General features: G+C 40.3%; 15 protein-coding genes. 2 read left to right on the top strand and 13 right to left on the bottom strand.

Features of this window, described 5'->3' with window-relative positions:
• Nucleotides 1-108: 108 nt before the first annotated feature.
• The 10 genes from HNP77_RS12545 to HNP77_RS11830 all read right to left on the bottom strand — a co-directional run bounded on the left by HNP77_RS12545 (nt 109) and on the right by HNP77_RS11830 (nt 9,526).
• Nucleotides 109-477 carry an integrase core domain-containing protein gene (locus tag HNP77_RS12545; protein ID WP_184653669.1) on the bottom strand — a complete coding sequence of 123 codons (369 nt, stop codon included), beginning with the start codon at nt 475-477 and terminating at the stop codon, nt 109-111.
• Nucleotides 478-1,344, bottom strand: a complete 867-nt coding sequence (locus HNP77_RS11870; RefSeq protein WP_184653667.1) for a BRO-N domain-containing protein — start codon at nt 1,342-1,344, stop codon at nt 478-480.
• Nucleotides 1,341-2,495, bottom strand: a complete 1,155-nt coding sequence (locus tag HNP77_RS11865; protein ID WP_184653665.1) for a winged helix-turn-helix transcriptional regulator — start codon at nt 2,493-2,495, stop codon at nt 1,341-1,343. The genes HNP77_RS11870 and HNP77_RS11865 overlap by 4 nt, the downstream gene beginning before the upstream one ends.
• Nucleotides 2,496-2,589: 94 nt before the next feature.
• Nucleotides 2,590-2,976 (bottom strand): GxxExxY protein, encoded by a 387-nt coding sequence (locus HNP77_RS11860; RefSeq protein ID WP_184653663.1) that lies wholly within the window; start codon nt 2,974-2,976, stop codon nt 2,590-2,592.
• A gap of 46 nt (nt 2,977-3,022) precedes the next feature.
• On the bottom strand, nt 3,023-3,187 hold the full coding sequence (locus HNP77_RS11855; protein WP_184653661.1) for a hypothetical protein: 165 nt from the start codon (nt 3,185-3,187) through the stop codon (nt 3,023-3,025).
• Nucleotides 3,184-3,582, bottom strand: coding sequence for a PaaI family thioesterase (locus HNP77_RS11850; protein WP_184653659.1), 399 nt, complete (start codon nt 3,580-3,582; stop codon nt 3,184-3,186). The genes HNP77_RS11855 and HNP77_RS11850 overlap by 4 nt, the downstream gene beginning before the upstream one ends.
• A gap of 8 nt (nt 3,583-3,590) precedes the next feature.
• Entirely contained in the window at nt 3,591-4,022 is a 432-nt protein-coding gene (locus HNP77_RS11845; protein WP_184653657.1) for an ACT domain-containing protein, read from the bottom strand.
• A gap of 53 nt (nt 4,023-4,075) precedes the next feature.
• Nucleotides 4,076-5,386: a phenylacetate--CoA ligase family protein gene (locus HNP77_RS11840; protein ID WP_184653656.1), complete on the bottom strand. Its 1,311-nt coding sequence runs from the start codon at nt 5,384-5,386 to the stop codon at nt 4,076-4,078.
• A gap of 333 nt (nt 5,387-5,719) precedes the next feature.
• Entirely contained in the window at nt 5,720-7,399 is a 1,680-nt protein-coding gene (locus HNP77_RS11835; RefSeq protein ID WP_184653654.1) for an ammonium transporter, read from the bottom strand.
• A 21-nt stretch (nt 7,400-7,420) separates the two neighbouring features.
• Nucleotides 7,421-9,526, bottom strand: a complete 2,106-nt coding sequence (locus HNP77_RS11830) for a glutamine synthetase III family protein (RefSeq protein WP_184653652.1) — start codon at nt 9,524-9,526, stop codon at nt 7,421-7,423.
• A 469-nt stretch (nt 9,527-9,995) separates the two neighbouring features.
• Between HNP77_RS11830 and gltB the strand changes: the two genes are divergently transcribed.
• Together gltB and HNP77_RS11820 are read left to right on the top strand one after the other, a co-directional pair.
• Nucleotides 9,996-14,612 carry a glutamate synthase large subunit gene (gltB, locus tag HNP77_RS11825; protein WP_184653650.1) on the top strand — a complete coding sequence of 1,539 codons (4,617 nt, stop codon included), beginning with the start codon at nt 9,996-9,998 and terminating at the stop codon, nt 14,610-14,612.
• Between the two features lie 9 nt (nt 14,613-14,621).
• On the top strand, nt 14,622-16,178 hold the full coding sequence (locus tag HNP77_RS11820; RefSeq protein WP_184653648.1) for a glutamate synthase subunit beta: 1,557 nt from the start codon (nt 14,622-14,624) through the stop codon (nt 16,176-16,178).
• Nucleotides 16,179-16,299: 121 nt separating this feature from the next.
• On the opposite strand, the gene HNP77_RS11815 is transcribed toward HNP77_RS11820, so the two are convergent.
• Genes HNP77_RS11815 through carB form a run of 3 tightly spaced genes read right to left on the bottom strand, consistent with a single transcriptional unit; the run spans nt 16,300 to nt 21,292 of the window.
• Nucleotides 16,300-16,863: an ANTAR domain-containing response regulator gene (locus tag HNP77_RS11815; protein ID WP_184653646.1), complete on the bottom strand. Its 564-nt coding sequence runs from the start codon at nt 16,861-16,863 to the stop codon at nt 16,300-16,302.
• Nucleotides 16,864-16,875: 12 nt separating this feature from the next.
• The gene (locus tag HNP77_RS11810; protein WP_221266593.1) at nt 16,876-18,096 is read right to left on the bottom strand and encodes a glutamine synthetase family protein; all 1,221 of its coding nucleotides are present in this window, start codon (nt 18,094-18,096) and stop codon (nt 16,876-16,878) included.
• Nucleotides 18,097-18,109: 13 nt separating this feature from the next.
• Complete coding sequence (gene carB, locus HNP77_RS11805; RefSeq protein ID WP_184653644.1) at nt 18,110-21,292, bottom strand: carbamoyl-phosphate synthase large subunit; 3,183 nt, start codon at nt 21,290-21,292, stop codon at nt 18,110-18,112.
• Between the last annotated feature and the right edge of the window lie 125 nt (nt 21,293-21,417).

The following is a 21,417-nucleotide window of genomic DNA, read 5'->3' as shown; positions in this document are numbered from 1 at the left end:
ATACATGTCTTTGCAGAAAACAAAGCTGATAGTTGTGTCGGGATTGTTCAACAGTAGTCCTCCTCCAAAATCTGACCAGATTTAAGAAGAGTTTTTCATACTTTTTAGTTAAGTTTTGAACTGACTTGGACTCAATTCCTTTAATCCTTTTTGTGGCCGTTTTTCATTATAATCAAGCCGCCAGGATTCTATTATTTCTTTTGCTTCTGACAGAGACGTAAAATAATTTACATTAAGACATTCATCCCGAAATACCCGGAATAAAACAGTTGTCTGTAGGTTTTCCAGGACTAGAAAAGACCTGTTTAACCGAATGAGTTTTACACCAGTTCTGTACAGCTGAACTTCTAAATTCAGGTCCATTATCTGTCTGTAAAAATGAAAAAGGTTCATCGAGCCATATTCAAGAGATATATTCCTTTCTTCTACTTCTTCAATTAAATCTGAAAATCTATATTCTTTATAATTCGCATTCATCTACTTTTCTTCCTCATCTTCCAAAAAAACAGAGGCCTTTGTATCTTCTGTAAGACCGATACCGTCTCTTGCATTGAGTGGCGTAACGACTTTCTTTCCTGTTTTCTGCTCAAGTTCAATGCGTGCATTTTTGGCGATGCTTGCGCCGTCTACTGCATTCTTTACATGGTCGCTAAAATTTTTAGGGTCGTTGGACTCAGAGATTTCTTTTGTAGAAAGTTCTGCCAGCATATTCAAGACAAGCTCCTTGTTGGTCATGTTGTCCCGTAAATTCTCTTTTTTAAGACCTTTGTATTCCTTGTATTCTTTTGCAGTTTTGCCTGCCCATGTTTTATAGATTATGTCCGTGAGCGTGGCAAACTGAACACCTTCTTTTAAACCGTGCTTTTTCCATTCGTCAGTAAGGTCTTTGCGGATTTCTATAGATTTAAGCCGCTGGTTTATCCAATTTTCCGAGTATCCTAAAGCCCGGTATTCAGCCAAAGCCCGCTGAATTCCCTGCTCAGGATCCTGCATTTCATCAAGACGTTCTTTTGCAACCTGAGCCATCCAGAGTTTAAATGGCTCAGCCTTTGGAGAAGGAATTGACTGAATCAGTCGGAAAAGCTGCTCGGTGTTCATGCAGTCGGTTTTGTACATTTTACCGTCTGATGATGGCATTTTCAGTTGACTACAATTTGTAGTCAACTCACTTCCTTCTGCTTTAAGGCGAGTTTTTAATACACTCCAGTATTTTCGTGGATTCGGACTTTCCGTCAAAACGGCGACAACATCCACAACCGAAAAATACCACTCTTCGCTTTCTTTATCCCAAAGGGTGCGGACTTTTTTATCTTCAAACAGTTTTATCTGGGTATTTTCTGTCATTCAATCACCTCCCAATGGCCGTTTTTGTCTGCACCGATACGCTTTATGATGCCCTGCTCCTGCAATTTTTTCATGTTTTTATTTATGTTAAGGCGTGCAATTCCTACAATATTTGATAATTCTTCTTGTGTAATAAATGGATTTTCTTTAATAACTCCAATTATTTTTTGCTGATTTGCAGTAATCTTTACAGTTATCTTTTGTGTAATCTTTTCAGTTTCTTTTACAGATACCTTTTTCATATATTCATCATAATCAATATGGGTATATCTGTTTTTAAGTTCGTTGTTTTCGCCAAGCAGAATGTTACGAAAAAACTTTTCAAGATATTCCGTATTCATATAAATGCCCTTCTGCATGTTTGTATAATTTGCACGCACTAAGGCATTTCGGAAATACCAGCTGTGTTTTTCAAAAGGCTCGTTGTTCACATTAAAACCTAGCGATCGAAGATATTTGATTGTAAAAACGGCTGTTGTTCTTGTGTTACCATACGCCGCTCCGCGTCGTTTGCATGAGTGGAAATTATTGACGTTTGTGCCTTGCGGCACATGCGCATCACCAAATGGATGAATCTGCCACATGTTCGCAACAAATCGTGTAATATGCTTTACAGCATCTTCCTTTGAAAGTTTGGAATAGTCAAAACTCTTTTCCGTTTCAAAATCATATTTCAGAGTTTCTTTAATCAGATCTGCATTGGCATACAAAACTGTGTCACCGTTCAACACCCATTCTTTTTTTGTAATGTTGTAATCGCGAAATTTTCCGGCTTTTACTTTATAAAATACGCCTTTGAATAAACGCTCGTGAATTGATAACAATTGATTAGGAGTGAAACTAAAAGATTTTTCAGAAAGAAGTTCTGTAATTCTAGTCGAAACTTTATCTGCTTCTTCTGTGTCATCATCATCTTCGGTGCAGGATGTTTTTGATTCGTAATAAGAGTCTATAAGTTTTTTTGCTTCTTCAATTGAAATCTCACCTTCAATATTACGCTTTGCAGTTTCATATAGATAAGCTGAAGGTGTAAGTCCATCAACCTGCTGTAAGCCAGTTGCAATTGACCAGGCGATGCTTTTCTCTTTTTTGTCAGGTTCACCTTCGCGGATGTAGGATTCAAAATCTATTTCGTATGGATTCTTTTCCACTTCAAACCTCTTTTTATCAACAAACGGATTTGTTCAGGTCTAACGACCTTCACTTTTTAATGAGAGCATCGTTAGATGCGAGCAAATCCGTTTGTTATTTTTCCTTATTTTTCAATAAGGTTAGTCTTTCCCATTTCAATGAACTCTCGCCAAAATTTACAAGTAATCCAACAGCAAAATGTGTTCCATGCAGATAGTTTATGACCTGAGCTTTATTTGCATTTACAAGTCTTGATACACATTTCAACTCAACAATTATTTTGTCATAACAAATAAAATCGGCATAATATTCTTTATTAAGTTTATTTCCTTTGTAAAATATCTCAATCTTAGCTTCTTTCTTATACGGAATTTTCATTAATTCAAATTCAATAGCCAACGCTTCCTGATAAACTGCTTCCAAAAAACCATTTCCAAGTTCATTAAAAACATTCATGCAAGCTTTTATAATCTTTCCAGTTTCTTCTTCATATACTAACATATAAACTCCGTGAGCATCGTTAGATGTGAACAAATCCGTTTGTTTTTCATACTTTAATTTCAAGCAGTTCTTTTTTGCTTTCTTCTTCCTGTTTGAGAAGGTCTGTCAATTCTGATTGAAGAGTTTTCATGGCAATCTTCAATGCACTAGAAGAATTATTATATGGAATAAAATGATAATTCCTAAGCGGATTTATCAGCTGAGATTTCACCGCGCAAGCTTCATTCCGTTAATCGTAACAAATGCAACTTTTGTTCCCAGTTCATCGTTTATTTCTATTGAGTAAAGACATGTAGAACGGCCGTCTTTTATCAGTGAGGAACGGGCTGTAAGTTTTGTACCCTTTGCCGCACCGATAAAAGAAATATTACTTGAAACAGAAACTGTCTGAACGGAATTAAAATTGGATGCAACCGCAAACGTATAATCTGCAAGAGTAAAAATAGCGCCGCCCATAACACCGCCATAAGCATTTTTATGAGCCGCTGTAATGGCAAGCGAACACACCGCATAATGCTCTGCAACTTCTTCTATCACGATTCCGGTAGTTTCTGATGCATAAGTATCCTTACCAAAAAATTCCCTTGCCTTTTCTAAATCCGTCATATTATTTCCTAGCACTTCAAAAGTTCATCCTGACTTGCCATGCGGATTCCGTTGGCGTCAAGAATACGTTCCGTTTCTGCAACATCAGTACAGCGGATAATCATATATGCAGTCCCGGATTTATGCCCCGTAAATCCATACATGTATTCTACATTGCGGTTATTGTCTGCAAGAATCTTAAGTATGCGGTTAAGGCTTCCTGCTTCATCAGGAATTTCTACAGCAATTACCGGAGTAACTTTTACAATGTAAGCTGAACGTTCAAGAGCTGCCTGAACCTGTTCCGGATTATCTACAATAATGCGGGCAATCCCAAAGTCACTGGTATCAGCAATGCTCAGAGTCCTGATATTAATCTTATGTTCAGCAAGTACATTAGTAAGTTCAGAAAGAGCATTCTTACGGTTTTCAATAAAAATAGAAATCTGTTTAATTGTCATAATCTTCTCCTTGATAAAGCCTCAACGGCAGTCGCAGGCTATCATGATTACCTCTAATCATGAAGTTTTCTTGTATCAATTACACGCTTAGCTTTTCCTTCTGAGCGGGCAATAGTCTTTGGTGCTACAAGAGTAACCTTTGCCTTAATCTGAAGAACACTGAGCAATGCACTTTCAAGCTGTTTTTCCTGCCTGTTGATTTCAGAAATAACGTCACTGAATTTTTCTGCAGTCATTTCAACTTTTATTTCAAATGTATCAGTATTGTTTTCTCTGCCGACATGAATTTCATAATTAGCAGGATAACCATTCTGCATGAGAACGCCTTCGATCTGACTCGGGAATACATTAACGCCGCGGATAATAAGCATGTCATCAGTACGTCCCATAGGTTTGGACATCCTTACAAATGTTCTTCCGCATGAACACTTTGCACGGTTAAGGACACCGATATCCTTTGTGCGGAACCTCATTAACGGGAAGGCCTGCTTTGTAATTGCAGTAAATACCAGTTCACCCTTTTCTCCATCAGGAAGGCGCTTGCCGGTTTTCGGATCAATTGTTTCTATAATAAAGTGATCTTCATTTACATGCATACCCTTCTGTTCTGCACATTCATAGGCAACACCAGGCCCCATAACTTCTGTAAGACCGTAAATATCGTAAGCCTTAAGCCCGAGAGATTTTTCTATATCACGGCGCATTTCTTCAGTCCACGGCTCTGCACCAAAAATACCCGCCTTAAGATGAATGTCATCAGGAGTAAGTCCCATTTCCTTTAAGGTTTCACCAAGATAAGCTGCATAGCTTGGCGTACAGCAGAGAACTGTTGACTTTAAGTCCTGCATGAAAGTAATCTGGCGCTGAGTGTTTCCGCTGGAAATAGGAATTACCTGACATCCCAGTCTTGTCGCTCCACCATGAACACCAAAACCTCCGGTAAAAAGTCCGTAACCGTATGCAACCTGAACAATATCATTTTCATCAGCACCAACTGCCACAAGCTGTCGTGCCGTACATTCATCCCATATATCAAGGTCTTCTTTTGTATAACCTACAACAATCTGCTTTCCTGTAGTTCCACTGGAAGCGTGAATGCGGACAACCTTACTCATAGGTACTGCAAAGAGTCCGTAAGGATATGTCTGTCTTAAATCGTCCTTACAGGTAAAAGGAATTTTATCAAGATCCTCAAGTCCCTTTATATCATCAGGAGTAACACCTGCTTCCTGGCAGCGCTTTCTGTAATACTCTACATTTTCATAAACATGGCGGAAATTGGCAGCAAGACGCTCCCCCTGAAGCTTGCGCAGTTCCTCCAGAGACATGCATTCTTTTTCTGGCTGAAAATACTTTAAACTCATATATTCCTCTTTTTGAGATTTTTATTTTAAAAGGAAACTGAACGGATACAATGCACCTGGTTATCCAGCACACCTGCAGCCGGCCTTTTCAAAATCTCAGTTTTTATTATGTAAAAGATTAGTTACCGTGCACGGTTCCCGGAACGCATTGCACAAAAAGATAAGAGATGTTCGCCCTCAGGCGAAAAAGAAATAAAAAGAAAAGAAGCGGCCAAAAGAACGGCCTGCATTTCGTATCATACTATATATAGTATCATCAGCCTTTTTTGTTGTAAAGAGAATTATTGGTAAAATTCCACTGAATTTTACCAATAATTCATTTTGTTTTTTTAATTAATCCTGTAAAGCTTCATAACCTTCTTCACCGGTTCTGACCTTTACTACGTTCTGAACATCATATACAAAAATCTTTCCGTCACCGATATTACCTGTGTAAAGAACTTCTTTTGCAGCTGTAATTACAAGATCAACAGGAACTTCACTTACGACAATGTCTACCTTTATTTTTGGAAGGAGAGTCATATCCATCGGAACACCACGATACTTCTGTATCTGTCCGTGCTGAACTCCGCAGCCTAAAACATTTGTAACTGTCATTCCAGTAACATTAATCTCATTCATTGCAGCCTTAAGATCGTCAAACTTACTCTGACGGGTGATGATTGTAACCATATGGAACTTTGCATCAGGTCTGCTTGAAGCACGGGCAACCGGTACAGCTTTTTCTACAGGAACGGATGTTTCAGAAATTCCTGAACCTGGTTCACCGTCTGTCATTACCTGTGGAGCCATAATGAATCCACCGTATGCAGATTCAATTCCATGCTCAAGCTTATCAAGACCTACAACTTCTTCTTCACGACTTGCACGAAGTCCATGGAACTTTTTTATCAGAGCAAAGACTATAATCATGCACACAGCAGTCCATGCAACAATCGTAAATTCTCCAAGAGCCTGAACTCCAAGATGCTTAAAACCTCCGCCATAGAAAACTCCGGATTCAACATTGAAAAGTCCGTCTGATAAAGTACCCCAGATTCCGTTTGCAAGATGAACTGCAACAGCACCTACCGGATCATCAATATGAAGTTTAAGATCCATGATTTCTACAACAACTACCACAAGAATTCCTGCAACAATTCCGATGATGCTTGCACCTAAAGCATCAACAGTTGCACAGGTTGGAGTAATTGCAACAAGACCTGCAAGAGAAGCATTCAGCGTCATTGAAACATCAGGCTTACCGTTCTTTATCCAGGTAAAGAGCATTGTCGTAACTGCAGCAAGAGCAGGAGCAATAGTTGTAGTTGTAAATACTGCAGCAAGTCCTCCTACTCCAAGAAGCTGTGTACAGGCAGCACCGTTAAAACCATACCATCCGAACCACAGAATAAAAGTTCCCAGTGCACCGAGAGTCAGGGAATGTCCGGGAATTGCATGAACCTTTGTTACCTTTCCCTTCTTGTCATAATCATATTTTCCGATACGGGGACCAAGGAACATTGCACCAAGCAGAGCTGCTGTTCCACCTACGGAATGAATTGCAGCACCTCCGGCAAAATCTACAAATCCAAGCTGTACAAGCCAGCCTTCAGGATTCCATACCCATCCTGCTTCAATAGGATAAACCACAGCAGAAATTACAGCTGAATAAATACAGTAGGCACTGAACTTTGTACGTTCAGCCATTGCACCGCTTACAATGGTTGCTGCTGTTGCACAGAATACAAGGTTGAATACAAATGAAGACCAGTTAAGTTCTGCAAAATTCGTAAACAGCTGCATGTTCGGTTTTCCGATGACGCCAAAAATATAATTCTCACTCATCATCAGGCCAAAGCCTAAAAGCATGAACATCGGTGTGCCGATACAGAAATCCATAAGGTTTTTCATGATGATGTTTCCGGCATTTTTTGCACGGGTAAAACCTGTTTCAACCATGGCAAAACCGCACTGCATAAAGAATACAAGTGCAGCTCCTATTAAAAACCATACACTCCAAACTTCAGACATATAAACCTCCGTAAAAAAAATTTATTTAACACTGAACAGCAGGTCACCATAGCTTGGGAACGGCCACAATTCTTTTGGTGTAATTGTTTCAAGTTCATCTGCAGCAGTACGAAGTTCATTCATTGCTGCAAACACATGTTCACGATAGAAGAAAGCAGTCTTACTTGAATCAGAACTGTCAGCTGTCTTTCTTGCCTCTACAACCTGGCTTTCAAGATTTTCTGTCTTGCTATAGATGACAGACGTAAGTGCAGAAACTTTTTTAAGCATTTCTGATTCATAGCTTGCATCACATTCACTGCAGACAGATTTTTTAAGTCCGATGGTTTCTGCCAGTTTATTTGCATATTTGCTTGCAGCAGGAAGAATGTCTTTCTTTGCCATTTCAAGCATTGTTTCTGCTTCGATATTAATTATCTTTGAATAGTTTTCATTATGAATCTCAAAGCGGCTTGTAAGTTCAACCTTTGAGTAAACACCAAACTTTTCAAAAAGCTTTATGTTTTTTTCATCCAGAATATGAGGAAGAGCTTCTGGTGTAGAACGAAGGTTAAGCAGGCCTCTCTTTTCAGCTTCCTTTACCCATGAATCATCATAACCGTTGCCGTTAAAAATAATTCTCTTGTGTTCCTTGATTGTCTTCAAAATCAAATCATGAAGAACCCCGTTAAAATCTTCTGCCTTTTCAAGAACATCTGCAAACTGACTTAATTCTTCTGCAACAGCTGTGTTCAGGAAAACATTTGCACATGCAATTGATTCATTTGAACCCAGCATGCGGAACTCAAATTTATTTCCGGTGAATGCAAAAGGAGAAGTTCTGTTTCTGTCTGTCGTATCCTTATTGAATTCTGGAAGAACAGTAACTCCAATCTTCATTTTTTCTTTTTCATGCTTTCCGTAAGGAATTCCCTTTTCGATCGAATCAAGAATTGAAGAAAGTTCATCCCCAAGGAAGATAGAAATGATTGCAGGCGGCGCTTCGTTTGCTCCGAGACGATGGTCATTACCTGCTGATGCAACTGAAATTCTCAGCAGATCCTGATATTCATCTACAGCCTTTATTACGGCACACAGGAACAAAAGGAACTGTGCATTGCTTTCTGGTGTTGCTCCAGGATCAAGAAGGTTCTTTCCTGTATCTGTAGAAATAGACCAGTTATTGTGTTTACCGCTTCCGTTTACACCGGCAAAAGGTTTTTCATGAAGAAGACAAACCATTCCGTGTTTTGCAGCTGTCTTTTTCATCAATTCCATTGTCAGCTGGTTATGGTCACAGGCAAGGTTTGTTGTAGAGAAAATCGGAGCAAGCTCATGCTGTGCCGGAGCTACTTCGTTATGTTCAGTCTTTGCAAGGATTCCCAGTTTCCAGAGTTCCCTGTTCAAATCTTTCATGAAGGCCTGAACTCTCGGCTTAATCATTCCAAAATAATGATCTTCAAGTTCCTGCCCCTTTGGAGCTTTTGCACCAAAAAGAGTTCTTCCTGTATAAATCAGATCTTCACGTTTATCATAAACACTTTTATCAATCAAAAAATATTCCTGTTCAGGACCGACTGTTGTTTTTACAGAAGTAACATCTTCGTTTCCGTCAAAAAGATGAAGAACACGAACAGCCTGTTTACTGATTGCCTGCATCGAACGAAGAAGAGGAGTTTTCTTATCAAGAGCTTCCCCTGTATAAGAACAGAAGGCTGTCGGAATGCAGAGTGTGCCGTCTTTTATAAAGGCATAGGAAGTCGGATCCCATGCTGTATAGCCGCGGGCCTCAAATGTTGCGCGTATTCCTCCGCTCGGGAAACTTGAAGCATCAGGTTCTCCCTGAACAAGCTCCTTTCCTGAAAATTCCATGATTACTTTTCCGCCTTCAATCGGCTGAATGAAGCTGTCATGTTTTTCTGCAGTAATTCCTGTCAGCGGCTGAAACCAGTGAGTAAAATGAGTTGCACCTTTTTCTACTGCCCAGTCTTTCATTGCATTAGCAACAACTACTGCTACTTCAGGATTAAGTTTTTCTCCACCTTCAATAGTTTTCATCAGCTGTTTGAAAGTTTCTTTTGGAAGCCGAGACTTCATCACGGTTTCATTAAATACGTTTTCTCCAAAAATCTGCGTAACTTCGTCCATTTTTTTCTCCTTACAAAAACCTGCATCCGCAAAAACAAAAAAAGGCGCTGAAAATTCCATCTGTTGTACACCAGACAGAAAAGTCAGCGCCATCGCCTTTTGTAATTTGTTATGTGCAGTTTATCTTGCTGATTTTAATTCAGCACTTAAAAAACAAAAAAGGCCGCAAGAATGATTTTCCTGCGACCTCGTTGCCGTTTGATGATTTACTTATAGCGTCAGAATTTTTTTTTGTCAACAGCCCGAAGAAAATATTTTTTTTATTTTCAATGCTTGACAGTAAAATTGTATTTCGGAATAATAAGAAAAGACAAAGAAGTCGCAGGCAGTGTTCTGAATTTTTATTCAACACACAGTCTGCGACTTTTTTTATTTTATTAACTAACTCAAAGACGACGATGAAGCCGCATAAGGTCAGAAAAATACTTCTGATCTTATGCGGCTTTTTTTTCGCTGACAGGAAGGCAACATGAAAACAAAAACACTTTACGAACCTTGCTTTGAACATGATGCATGCGGTATAGGTGCAGTTGTAAATATTGACGGAAGCAAATCCTACAAAATCGTAGATAACGCACTGAGCATTGTAGAAAAACTTGAACACCGCGCAGGTAAAGATGCCAGTGGAGAAACTGGAGACGGCGTAGGAATTTTAATTCAGATCAGTCATGATTTTTTTAAGGCAACCTGTTCCAGAGGAGAAATAAAAGGCAAAAAAGAAATCTGTAAAAGTCTTGGAGAAGAAAGGGATTACGGAATCGGAATGTTTTTCTTTCCTGTAGAAAATGCTGAAAATAATACTACAGATAAAGAAAAAAATATTTTTGAAGAGTGCTGTAAAGAAGAAGGACTTACCCTTGCAGGATGGCGCAAGGTTCCGGTTAATGCAGAAGTTCTTGGGAAAAAAGCCCGTGACTGCATGCCTGAAATCTGGCAGGCATTTATCCTGCGTCCTGAAACATGCAAAAAGGGACTGGACTTTGACAGACGTCTTTACATTTTAAGAAGGGCATTCGAAAAAAAATGTTCACCAGAAACCTATACCTGTTCACTGAGCAGCAGAACTGTTGTTTACAAGGGAATGTTCCTTGTAAATGAATTACGTACCTTTTACAAAGATCTTCAGGATGCAGAATATAAATCAGCACTTGCTGTCGTTCACTCCAGGTTTTCTACAAACACCCAGCCGAGCTGGAAACGTGCACACCCGAATCGCTTTATAGCTCATAACGGAGAAATCAATACAATCCGCGGAAATGCAGACAGAATGCTTGCAAGAGAAGAAACCCTCTCCTCACAGGAATTCACTAAAGAGGATATGAAAAAAATACTTCCTGCTGTCGATACAGAAGGAAGTGATTCGGCAATGCTGGACAACACCCTGGAATTCCTTACGATGAACGGCATTCCTCTTCCCCTTGCCGTAATGATGTGTATTCCTGAACCCTGGAAGCACGATGATAATATGAACTCCAGCAAAAAAGATTTTTACCATTACTGGGCAACGATGATGGAAAGCTGGGACGGACCTGCAGCAATTCTTTTTTCTGACGGAGACATTCTCGGAGCAACTCTGGACCGTAACGGACTCCGCCCAAGCCGCTACTACATAACTAATGACGGTATGCTTGTCCTTTCCAGTGAAGTCGGAGTTCTTGATATTCCGGAAGAAAACATAAAAACAAAATCCAGACTGCAGCCGGGACGCATACTTCTTGTAGATACCATTCAGAAAAAAATCATAAGTGATGAAGAATGTAAAAAAGAATATGCAGAACTTTATCCTTATGGTGAATGGCTGGACATGAACCTGATTCATCTTTCTGAATTAAAAATCCCGAATAAAAAAATTCCTGTACACAGTCAGGAAGAAAGAAACATTCTCTACAGGGCTTTCGGCTGGAACTATGAGGATGTTAATGAAATGGTTTTACCTCTGGCAAAAAACGGAGTAGAACCAACAGCAAGTATGGGAGTTGATACACCTCTTGCAGTAATGAGCGAAAAACATCAGAGTCTGTTCAGTTATTTCAAGCAGCTGTTTGCTCAGGTAACAAATCCTCCTATAGACAGTCTCAGGGAAAAAATCGTAACAGATACAACTGTTTACGTAGGAAAAGACGGAAACATTCTCAAACCGGATTCTAAAAACTGCCGTGTTCTGGAAATAAACAATCCGATTCTTACCGGTGTTGATTTAATAAAAATCGCAGCATTAAACAAAGACGGACTTAAAGCAAAAACTCTTTCAATTCTCTTTGAAATAAAAAATTCCCCAAAAGAAAAAACAGAAAGCAGATTAAAGGCAGCCCTTGAAAATCTCTTTAATCAGATTGATTCTGCTTACAGCGAGGGATACAACATAATAATCCTCAGTGACCGGGGAACTGATGCAGACCATGCAGCCATTCCTGCAATTCTTGCCATATCTGCCGTAGAACAGCATCTGATCCGGACTAAAAAAAGAACAGCCCTCTCCATAATTCTTGAAAGTGCAGAAGTAAGGGATGTTCATCAGGCAGCAATGTGTCTCGGTTACGGAGCCAGAGCCATCAACCCGTATCTTGCCCATGAAGCAATTGCAGAACTTATTGATCAGAAAATTCTTGATAAGGATTATCACACTGCAATCGATGACTACAACAAAGGCATCATAAACGGCATTGTAAAAATTGCTGCTAAAATGGGTATAAGCACAATTCAGTCTTATCAGTCAGCACAGATTTTTGAAGCAGTAGGAATCGCTTCTGATGTTATAGAAAAATACTTCACCAATACAGTCAGCAGAGTTGGTGGAATCGGCTTAAAAGAAATTGAAGAAGACGTGCTTTATCATCACGCCCAGGGCTTTGATCCTTTAGGACTTACGGTAAACACTCATCTTGATTCCGTAGGAAATCATAAACTCCGCATGGGACCGACAGCAGAAAGACATCTCTACAATCCGGAAACAATTGTGGCCTTACAGCAGGCAACCAGAAACGGAGACTACGGCAGATTTAAGGAATATACAGCCCTTGTAGATTCCAACGATCACCCGCATACATTAAGGGCAATGCTGGACTTTAACTTTCCGGACAACGGAGGCATTTCAATCGATGAAGTTGAAAGCGTAAGTTCCATCGTACAGCATTTCAAGACCGGTGCAATGAGTTACGGTTCAATCAGTGAAGAAGCCCACAAATGTATGGCAGCAGCAATGAATCACCTCCATGGAAAATCCAACAGCGGAGAAGGAGGAGAAAAACCTGAGCGTCTGGGAACTGAATACAACAGCGCAATAAAGCAGGTTGCATCAGGAAGATTTGGCGTTACAGAAGAATATCTTTTAAGTGCGGCAGAGATTCAGATAAAAATGGCACAGGGAGCAAAACCAGGTGAAGGCGGACATCTTCCGGGAAAGAAAGTATATCCATGGATTGCAAAAACAAGATATGCTACACCAGGTGTTGCTTTGATCTCTCCTCCACCTCATCACGACATCTATTCAATAGAAGATCTTGCACAGCTCATCTATGATTTAAAAAACGCAAACCGGGCTGCAAGAATATCCGTAAAACTTGTAAGTGAAGCCGGAGTAGGAACAATAGCTGCAGGCGTTGCAAAAACAGGAGCACAGGTCATCTTAATTTCCGGACATGACGGAGGAACAGGAGCCGCCCCTATATCTTCAATTCATCACGCAGGTCTTCCATGGGAACTTGGATTAAGTGAAGCACACCAGACTTTAATTCAGAACGGTCTCAGGGGAAGAGTCGTACTTGAAACAGACGGCAAGCTTATGAGCGGAAGAGACGTTGCAATTGCCTCTCTGCTCGGCGCAGAAGAATTTGGATTTGCAACAGCACCTCTTATTGCAATGGGATGTTCCATGATGAGGGTCTGCCAGCTTGACACCTGTCCATTTGGAGTTGCAACGCAAAATGAAAAGCTTCGTGCTAAGTTCCCGGGCAAACCGGAATATGTTGAAAACTTCATGAACTTCATTGCACAGGAACTTCGTGAAATCATGGCAAAACTTGGTGTGCGTTCAATCGAAGAAATGTGCGGAAGAACAGACCTGTTAAAACTAAAAGCAAAACAGGGATTTAAGAGAGCAGCCCTTGTTGATTTAACCCGCCTTCTTGCATCTTCTGGCACTCAGGAAGAAGACTGGAAGGCTGACCGTTCAAAGTTCAATTTCAACCTGGAAAAAACTCTTGATGAAAAAATTCTTGTACCGTGGTTTAAAGATGTCGCAGAAAAAACAGTTGCTGCATCAGTTCAGAAATCAGAACTGCCTTCAGTTTCTGTTCAGTCAACAAACCGTACTTTCGGTACGATTCTCGGCAGTGAAATTCAGAAAAAGTTTAAGGGAACCCTCAGCGACGATACATTTATCATAAATGCAGAAGGCGGAGCCGGACAGAGTTTTGGAGCATTTATACCGAAAGGCCTGACAATAAAACTTACCGGTGATGCAAACGATGCTTTCGGAAAAGGACTCAGCGGCGGAAAATTAATTCTGAAAAAAGCTTTGAACTTTAACGGAGAAGCAGACAAAAACATAATCACAGGTAACGTGGCACTCTTTGGAGCAACCAGCGGAAGTGCATTCATTAACGGAACGGCAGGAGAAAGATTCTGCGTAAGAAATTCAGGAGCAAGTGTTGTTACAGAAGGATGCGGAGATCACGGGCTTGAATATATGACAGGAGGAACTGCAGTAATCATCGGAAGTACAGGAAAAAATCTCTGTGCGGGAATGAGCGGCGGTATTGCATACATTCTGGATGAAAACCACGATCTCTACAAACGTCTTAACCATGAACTGGTAACAATGTATGAACTTTCTGATGCGGTTACAACCCTTAAGGATTCTACTGATGAAGAAAATCTGCTTTCCCTCATTGAACAGCATGTAAAAGAAACTGACAGTTCAAAAGGAAAAGAAATTCTTTCTCATTGGGAACACTATAAAAAATGTTTTAAGAAAATAATCCCGAATGATTATCTTAAAATTAAAAATGAAATCTCTATCAGAGAAAACGAAGGCTCTGATCATGAACAGGCTGTTTTAGAAGCCTTCAGAAAATGCACCGCATAGGAGAAATAAATGGCACAGGCAACAGGCTTTATGGATTACAAAAGAAAAGAAAACGCAAGCATTGTTCCTCTGGAACGAATAACTAATTTTAAGGAGTTTCATCCGAAACTTGATGAAAGTGAACGGCGCAATCAGGCTGCCCGCTGCATGAACTGCGGAGTACCGATGTGTCAGTCTGCACTTCGACTGAAGGGAATGGTAACCGGATGTCCACTGCACAACTATATTCCGGAATGGAATGACGCTCTTTATAACGGACAGTTTGATATGGCAGCCTGGAGGCTTTTAAAAACATCAAACTTTCCCGAGTTTACAGGAAGAGTCTGTCCTGCTCTCTGTGAAAAAGCATGCAATTGCGGCAACCCGGTTGTAAATGAAGGTGCTGTTACAATTCATGACAATGAACTGTTTATAATCGAAAAAGCATTTCAAACCGGCTATATGAAAGCCGAACCTCCGGTACACCGCAGCGGAAAAAAAATTGCGGTAATAGGTTCAGGACCGGGAGGTCTTGCAGTTGCAGACTGTCTTAACAAACGGGGACATTCTGTAACGGTTTTCGAAAGAGAAGATAAAGCCGGCGGACTGTTAATGTATGGTATTCCAAACATGAAGCTTGAAAAATCAATTATTGAACGCAGGGTAAACCTTATGAAAGCAGAAGGCATTGAATTTATTTTCAATGCAGATGTAGGCCGTTCAATTTCAGCAGAACACATTCTAAAGGAATACGATGCTGTTGCCCTTTGCTGCGGAGCAAAGAAAGCCCGTCCTCTTACTGCAGCAGGAATAGAAAAACTTGAAAAAAATGAAGCAGCAAAAAATAACGGCGGAATGATTTTTGCCGTAGACTTCCTTACAGCCGTTACAAAATGCGTAATAGCAACAGGAGATGCCCTGAACAAAATCGGCATGGAACCGACCAACGGACAGATAGCTCAAATGCTCGAAAAACGTAACGGAATAACTGTAGAAGGAAAAAATGTTGTAATCGTCGGAGGCGGCGATACAGGAAACGACTGCTGCGGTTCTGCAATAAGACTTGGTGCAAAAAGCGTTGTTCAATTAGAAATGATGCCGTGCCCTCCGTCAGAACGTGCTGCGGACAATCCATGGCCAGAGTGGCCTAAGATTCTGAAAGTCGATTACGGTGCAGAAGAATCAATTTCAAAATTCGGACATGACCCTCGTATATACGAAACAACCGTTAAAGAAGTTATTTCAGAAAACGGACACATAACTGCAATTAAAACAGTACAGGTGGAATTTACAGTAAAAGACGGTAAGAGGACCCTGGTCGAAAAAGCAGGCACAGAAAAAACACTTTCATGCGATCTGCTTCTCATTGCAGCAGGATTTACAGGCTGTGAACCTTACACAGCACAGGCTTTTGGTGTTCAGACTGGTGACAGGGGAACTGTAACAGCAACTGAATATTCAACATCAGTAGAAAAAGTCTTTACTGCTGGTGACATGCACAGGGGACAGTCTCTTGTAGTATGGGCCATTGCCGAAGGACGTGAATGCGCAAAACAGATTGACGCATACCTTAATAACCAGAACTGAGTTTAAAATACGTCGAGTCAAGGCACGCTAAAGCTTAAAGCCTTGACTTCGCCGTTTTGAGGGTTTGTACTACCCCCTCAATAAAAAACAGTGAGATGCTTTATACAACACCTCACTGTTTTCAAAACTCAGCAATTATTTTTTCTGCAACTGCAGTTCTTTTTAATCCCTTATCCATGGATTCTTTTTCAAGATAATGATGGGCTTCCTGTTCCGACATTCCTCTCTTTTCCATAAGTAAAAGTTTTGCCCGGTTCACAACCCTGATTTCTTCCATCTTGCTCTTAAGTTTAACAGTCTCACTTGAAAGCAGCCGGACTTTGTATTCTACAGCAATCGCAACCTTAATCATATTATAGAAATAAAAAGGCTCAAAAGGTTTTATAAGGGTAAGTATTCCATACCCTTCAACCCGGTAGGAGATTTCATCAAAGTGTTCATTAGGAACAAAAAGCAGTACGGTTGAATATGAATCAGAAACGCTTATTGCAAAATCAGTATCATATCCATCTCCAGAATCAACTATGATGATGTTGAAGTTTTTTTCTCCTGCAATTCTTCTGGCCTCATTAAAATCTGAACTTACGGTAAGTTCAAACAGAGGAGGAATAAGAAACGCCTTTACCTGAGAAACTATTTTACTGTCATGAGAAACTAAAAGTACACTATGGCATTCCGTCTGCATCGTCTTTCCCGATTATAAATTAAAATCACCAGTTACAGCTTTTACAAACATACTGTTTGCTGCAACTTCCCTTGCTTCTTCCAGAGACTGAGGAAGTGTTTTAAGTCCGAGCCTGGAAGCAGTCCTGTTATCAAAAAGATTTTCTTCAACAGAAGGCTGCAGGGAAAGTTTATTTTTTATTCCGTCAATTGCTGCGTGAATCATAAATGTAAGGGCAATATATGGATTACATTCCGGATCCGGAGAACGGACTTCAAGTCGCATTTTGTTTTTTGAAGACGGTATGCGTATCAGGGCAGAGCGGTTTCCATTTCCCCAGCTTATATATTTAGTTGCCTTTGCAGAACCAAGGCGCTTATAAGAATTTTCAACAGGATTTAAGAAATAAGTGATTTCTTCAATATGATTGAATATTCCTGCAAGAATATAATTAAGAGTTTCATTCATTTCTTCTGAATCATCATCTCCAGACTGTGTTCCGGTTTTATGACATGAAATGTTTATATGCATTCCGTTTCCTGCTTCTCCAGCAAGAGGCTTTGGAGAAAAATCTGCATAAAGTCCGTTTGCAGCAGCTTTGGTATTAACAATCCATTTAAATGTGGCAACATTATCTGCAGCAGTAAGCACGTCAGAATAGCGGAAATCTATTTCATTCTGTCCAGGGCCTTCTTCATGATGACTTGCCTCCGGAGTAAATCCCATCTGTTCCAGAGTAAAACAGATATCCCGGCGTATATTTTCTCCGTGATCAAGGGGAGCTATATCCATATAGCCTGCGTTATCAAAAGGAACTTTTGTCGGATTACCATTTTCATCCAGCTTAAAAAGATAGAACTCTATTTCTGTTCCAACCATAAGTTCAATTCCGCATTCATTCTTTAACCTGTCACAGGCATTTTTCAAAAGCATGCGGCTGTCTTTTCTGTAAGGCTCTCCTTCGGAAGTAATAATATTACAGAACATCCTGACAACTTTTCCTGTCATAGGCCGCCATGGAATAACTGCAAGTGTTGACGGATCAGGAATCAAAAACAAATCTGATTTTTCCGGACCTTCAAATCCCTCTATCGAAGATGCATCAAAAGCAATTCCTTCTTCAAAAGCCCGTTCAAGTTCTGTCGGCATGATGGAAATATTTTTTTGCCGTCCCTTTACATCAAAAAAAGCAAGGCGTATAAATTTTACATCTTCTTCATTTACAAAATCCAGAACATCCTTTTTTGTATACATTATTCATTCCTTCTTATAATTCACAAATATTTACAAGACTCACATTATCCAGTGAATACTTTCCCATAAGACAGTCTGCCAGAGCATTTGCAGTATCCATCGAAGTAAGGCAGTCAATATCCCGCTCTACAGCAAGCCGTCTCAGCTTAACACTCTCAGCAACAGGATCCCTTCCTTTTGCAGAAGTAGAAACTACATAAACTACCCGCCCGCTTTCCAATAAAGTCATTACATTGTCGTGATAATCTTCATGCACTTTAGCAACATGAGTAACCTGCATTCCGCTGCGTTCTATTGTTGCAGCATTTCCTGTGGTTCCGTAAAGCTTAAATCCCATATCATAAAATTTTCTTGCAAGAGAAGGCAGTTCAGGTAAATCTGACTCTCTAACCGAAAAAAGAATTCCGCATTTATCATTCAAGGCTTCATCTCTGCCATCAAACGCGTCATTCTGACAGGAAGAATTCTCAGAGCAAAAATCCTTCGGATGAATCATCTTCCAGCCGGCGGCAGCCATTCCCTTAAAAAGAGCTTCTTCTCTTGTCGGCGCAATTCCAAGAACTTCACCTGTACTCTTCATCTCCGGACCAAGATGTGTATCAACGTTCATTAGTTTTTCAAAGCTGAAAACAGGAACTTTTACTGCAAAATAATCCGGCGCTCTGTAAAGACCGGTACCAAATCCCATATCAGAAACTTTTTCTCCAAGCATTGCTCGTGTTGCCAGTTCTACCATAGGCACCCCTGTAACTTTAGAAAGATAAGGCACTGTTCTGCTTGAGCGTGGATTTGCCTCAATAATATTGAGTTCACCGTTATAGAAAAGCCACTGAATGTTAACCAGCCCTTTTGTTCCAAGAGCAAGAGCCATAGCAGTAGATTTTTCAACAACCTCTTTTGTCATTTCAGGTGTAAAAGACCACGGCGGATACACAGCAATAGAATCTCCTGAATGAATTCCTGTCCGCTCTACATGTTCCATTATTCCAGGTATAAGAACTTCATGTCCGTCACAAATGCAGTCAATTTCAAGTTCAGTTCCTTCCATGTATTTATCTATCAAAACAGGATTTTCTATTTTCTGAGACAGAATTATTTTCATGTATTCTTTTATATCTGCACTGTTCCTGGCGATAATCATATTCTGTCCGCCAAGTACATAGCTTGGCCGCATTAAAACCGGATAGCCCAATTTCGCTGCAGCTTCAAGAGCTTCAACTTCCGTAAAGACAGTTTCTCCTTTAGGTCTGTTTACATTCAGTTTTTCACAAAGTTCCTCAAAGCGTTCCCTGTCTTCTGCAAGATCAATGGCATCCGCACTCGTTCCAAGAATTTTTATTCCCTGGCTGTGTAAGAATTCCGCAAGCTTGATTGCCGTTCCGCCGCCAAAAGCAACAACAACCCCTTCCGGTTTTTCCACATTTATAACATTCATTACATCTACAGGAGTAAGAGGTTCAAAGTAAAGCCTGTCTGCAATGTCAAAATCTGTAGAGACAGTTTCCGGATTATTATTAATGATTGCAACTTCATAACCAAGTTTCTTTAATGCCCATATACACTGAACGGAAGAATAATCAAACTCAATTCCCTGTCCGATTCTTATCGGCCCTGAACCAAGAACAACAATTGTACCCTTACTGTCTTTTTTACGTGTCTCGGCAAGGAATTTCTCGGCTTCATTTTCTCCCCCCGCAGTTGAATAAAAATACGGAGTCTCAGCTTCAAACTCACCGGCACATGTATCAACCATCTTGAAGGAACACGGAGAATATAATTCTGATGAAGATTCAGCAATCTTCTCCAGCTTCCACAAAAACCATCTGTCTATTCTGGTAACTTCATGAATTTCATCAACAGACATAAGGTGCCGTTTAAGAGCCTGATAAATTGCAAAGATTCTCTGATCCGTACACTGAGATACTCTTTCTTTTATTTTTTCATCAAACTCTTTTTCAAACAGAGGAAGATTTAAATCCTTTACACCGAGTTCAGCTCCCCGGACAGCTTTAAGTATTGCCTCTTCAAAATTCTGACCGATTGCCATTACCTCCCCTGTTGCTTTCATCTGAGTTCCGAGCTTACGGCTGGCATACACAAATTTATCAAACGGGAACTTCGGCATCTTTACGACAACATAATCCAGCACCGGTTCAAAACAGGCTTTTGTTTTTTTCGTAACAAAATTAGGAATTTCATCCAGAGTAAAGCCTACTGCAATAAGAGCTGCAACTTTTGCAATAGGATATCCGGTAGCTTTACTTGCCAGTGCAGAAGAACGGGACACACGGGGATTTACTTCTATTACTGCATATTCAAAAGTATCAGGATTAAGTGCAAACTGACAGTTACATCCCCCTTCTATTTCCAGTGCCGAAATTATATTTAATGCTGCAGAACGAAGCATCTGGTATTCTTTATCAGCAAGAGTAACCGTCGGAGCAATTACAATTGAATCCCCTGTATGAACTCCAACCGGATCAAAGTTTTCCATTGAACATACAGTAATTACATTTCCCTTACTGTCCCGCATAACTTCAAACTCAATTTCCTTCCAGCCGGAAATACATTTCTCTACAAGTATCTGATGAATAGGAGAACGATGCAGACCATTATGAGCAATTTCATCAAACTCAGCCCAGGTATTTGCAATACCGCCTCCGGTGCCTCCCAGAGTAAAAGCCGGACGTATGATTGCAGGAAGTCCTATTACGTTTTTTGCAAAATCAAGGGCATCTTCATAAGAAGTAACAACTTTTGACGGAATGCACGGTTCTCCGATAGATTCCATCGTATCTTTAAACATCTGCCGGTCTTCCGCCTTATCGATTGTCAGAGGCCTTGCCCCTAAAAGTTTTACCCCGTGACTTTCAAGAAAACCTGACTTTGCAAGTTCCATACTCAGCGTCAATCCTGTCTGTCCGCCCAAAGTAGAAAGAAGTGAATCAGGTTTTTCTTTTTCTATTATTCTCTGTAAAGTAGTAAGGGTAAGAGGCTCAAGATAGATTTCATCAGCCATGGTCCTGTCGGTCATAAGAGTTGCCGGATTAGAGTTTACAAGACATACTTCAAGGCCCAGAGACTTCAAAGCCTTACATGCCTGATTTCCTGCATAGTCAAATTCTGCAGCCTGACCTATTACAATCGGGCCGCTTCCAATAATCATTACCTTGCGGATGTCGTTATTCAGTGGCATTTAGAACTCCAAAAAAAAATGGCGACACCATCACTAAAGACAGTGTCGCCATCGACTTAAACTAATATATCGGAATTAATTATTTTTGTAAACTCCAAAAAGCCGGCTTTATCTATAACTCAGCC

Source organism: Treponema rectale, from assembly GCF_014202035.1.
GTDB classification, from domain to species: Bacteria; Spirochaetota; Spirochaetia; order Treponematales; family Treponemataceae; genus Treponema_D; species Treponema_D rectale.
This window is presented reverse-complemented; position numbering and strand designations above follow the sequence as displayed.

Coding starts and splice junctions, on each gene's coding strand:
- HNP77_RS11815 (WP_184653646.1), bottom strand. CDS start 16,863: ATGCAGACGGAATGCCATAGTGTACTTTTAGTTTCTCATGACAGTAAA.
- gltB (WP_184653650.1), top strand. CDS start 9,996: ATGAAAACAAAAACACTTTACGAACCTTGCTTTGAACATGATGCATGC.
- HNP77_RS11860 (WP_184653663.1), bottom strand. CDS start 2,976: ATGTTAGTATATGAAGAAGAAACTGGAAAGATTATAAAAGCTTGCATG.
- HNP77_RS11820 (WP_184653648.1), top strand. CDS start 14,622: ATGGCACAGGCAACAGGCTTTATGGATTACAAAAGAAAAGAAAACGCA.
- HNP77_RS11870 (WP_184653667.1), bottom strand. CDS start 1,344: ATGACAGAAAATACCCAGATAAAACTGTTTGAAGATAAAAAAGTCCGC.
- HNP77_RS11810 (WP_221266593.1), bottom strand. CDS start 18,096: ATGTATACAAAAAAGGATGTTCTGGATTTTGTAAATGAAGAAGATGTA.
- HNP77_RS12545 (WP_184653669.1), bottom strand. CDS start 477: ATGAATGCGAATTATAAAGAATATAGATTTTCAGATTTAATTGAAGAA.
- carB (WP_184653644.1), bottom strand. CDS start 21,292: ATGCCACTGAATAACGACATCCGCAAGGTAATGATTATTGGAAGCGGC.
- HNP77_RS11830 (WP_184653652.1), bottom strand. CDS start 9,526: ATGGACGAAGTTACGCAGATTTTTGGAGAAAACGTATTTAATGAAACC.
- HNP77_RS11850 (WP_184653659.1), bottom strand. CDS start 3,582: ATGACGGATTTAGAAAAGGCAAGGGAATTTTTTGGTAAGGATACTTAT.
- HNP77_RS11835 (WP_184653654.1), bottom strand. CDS start 7,399: ATGTCTGAAGTTTGGAGTGTATGGTTTTTAATAGGAGCTGCACTTGTA.
- HNP77_RS11845 (WP_184653657.1), bottom strand. CDS start 4,022: ATGACAATTAAACAGATTTCTATTTTTATTGAAAACCGTAAGAATGCT.
- HNP77_RS11840 (WP_184653656.1), bottom strand. CDS start 5,386: ATGAGTTTAAAGTATTTTCAGCCAGAAAAAGAATGCATGTCTCTGGAG.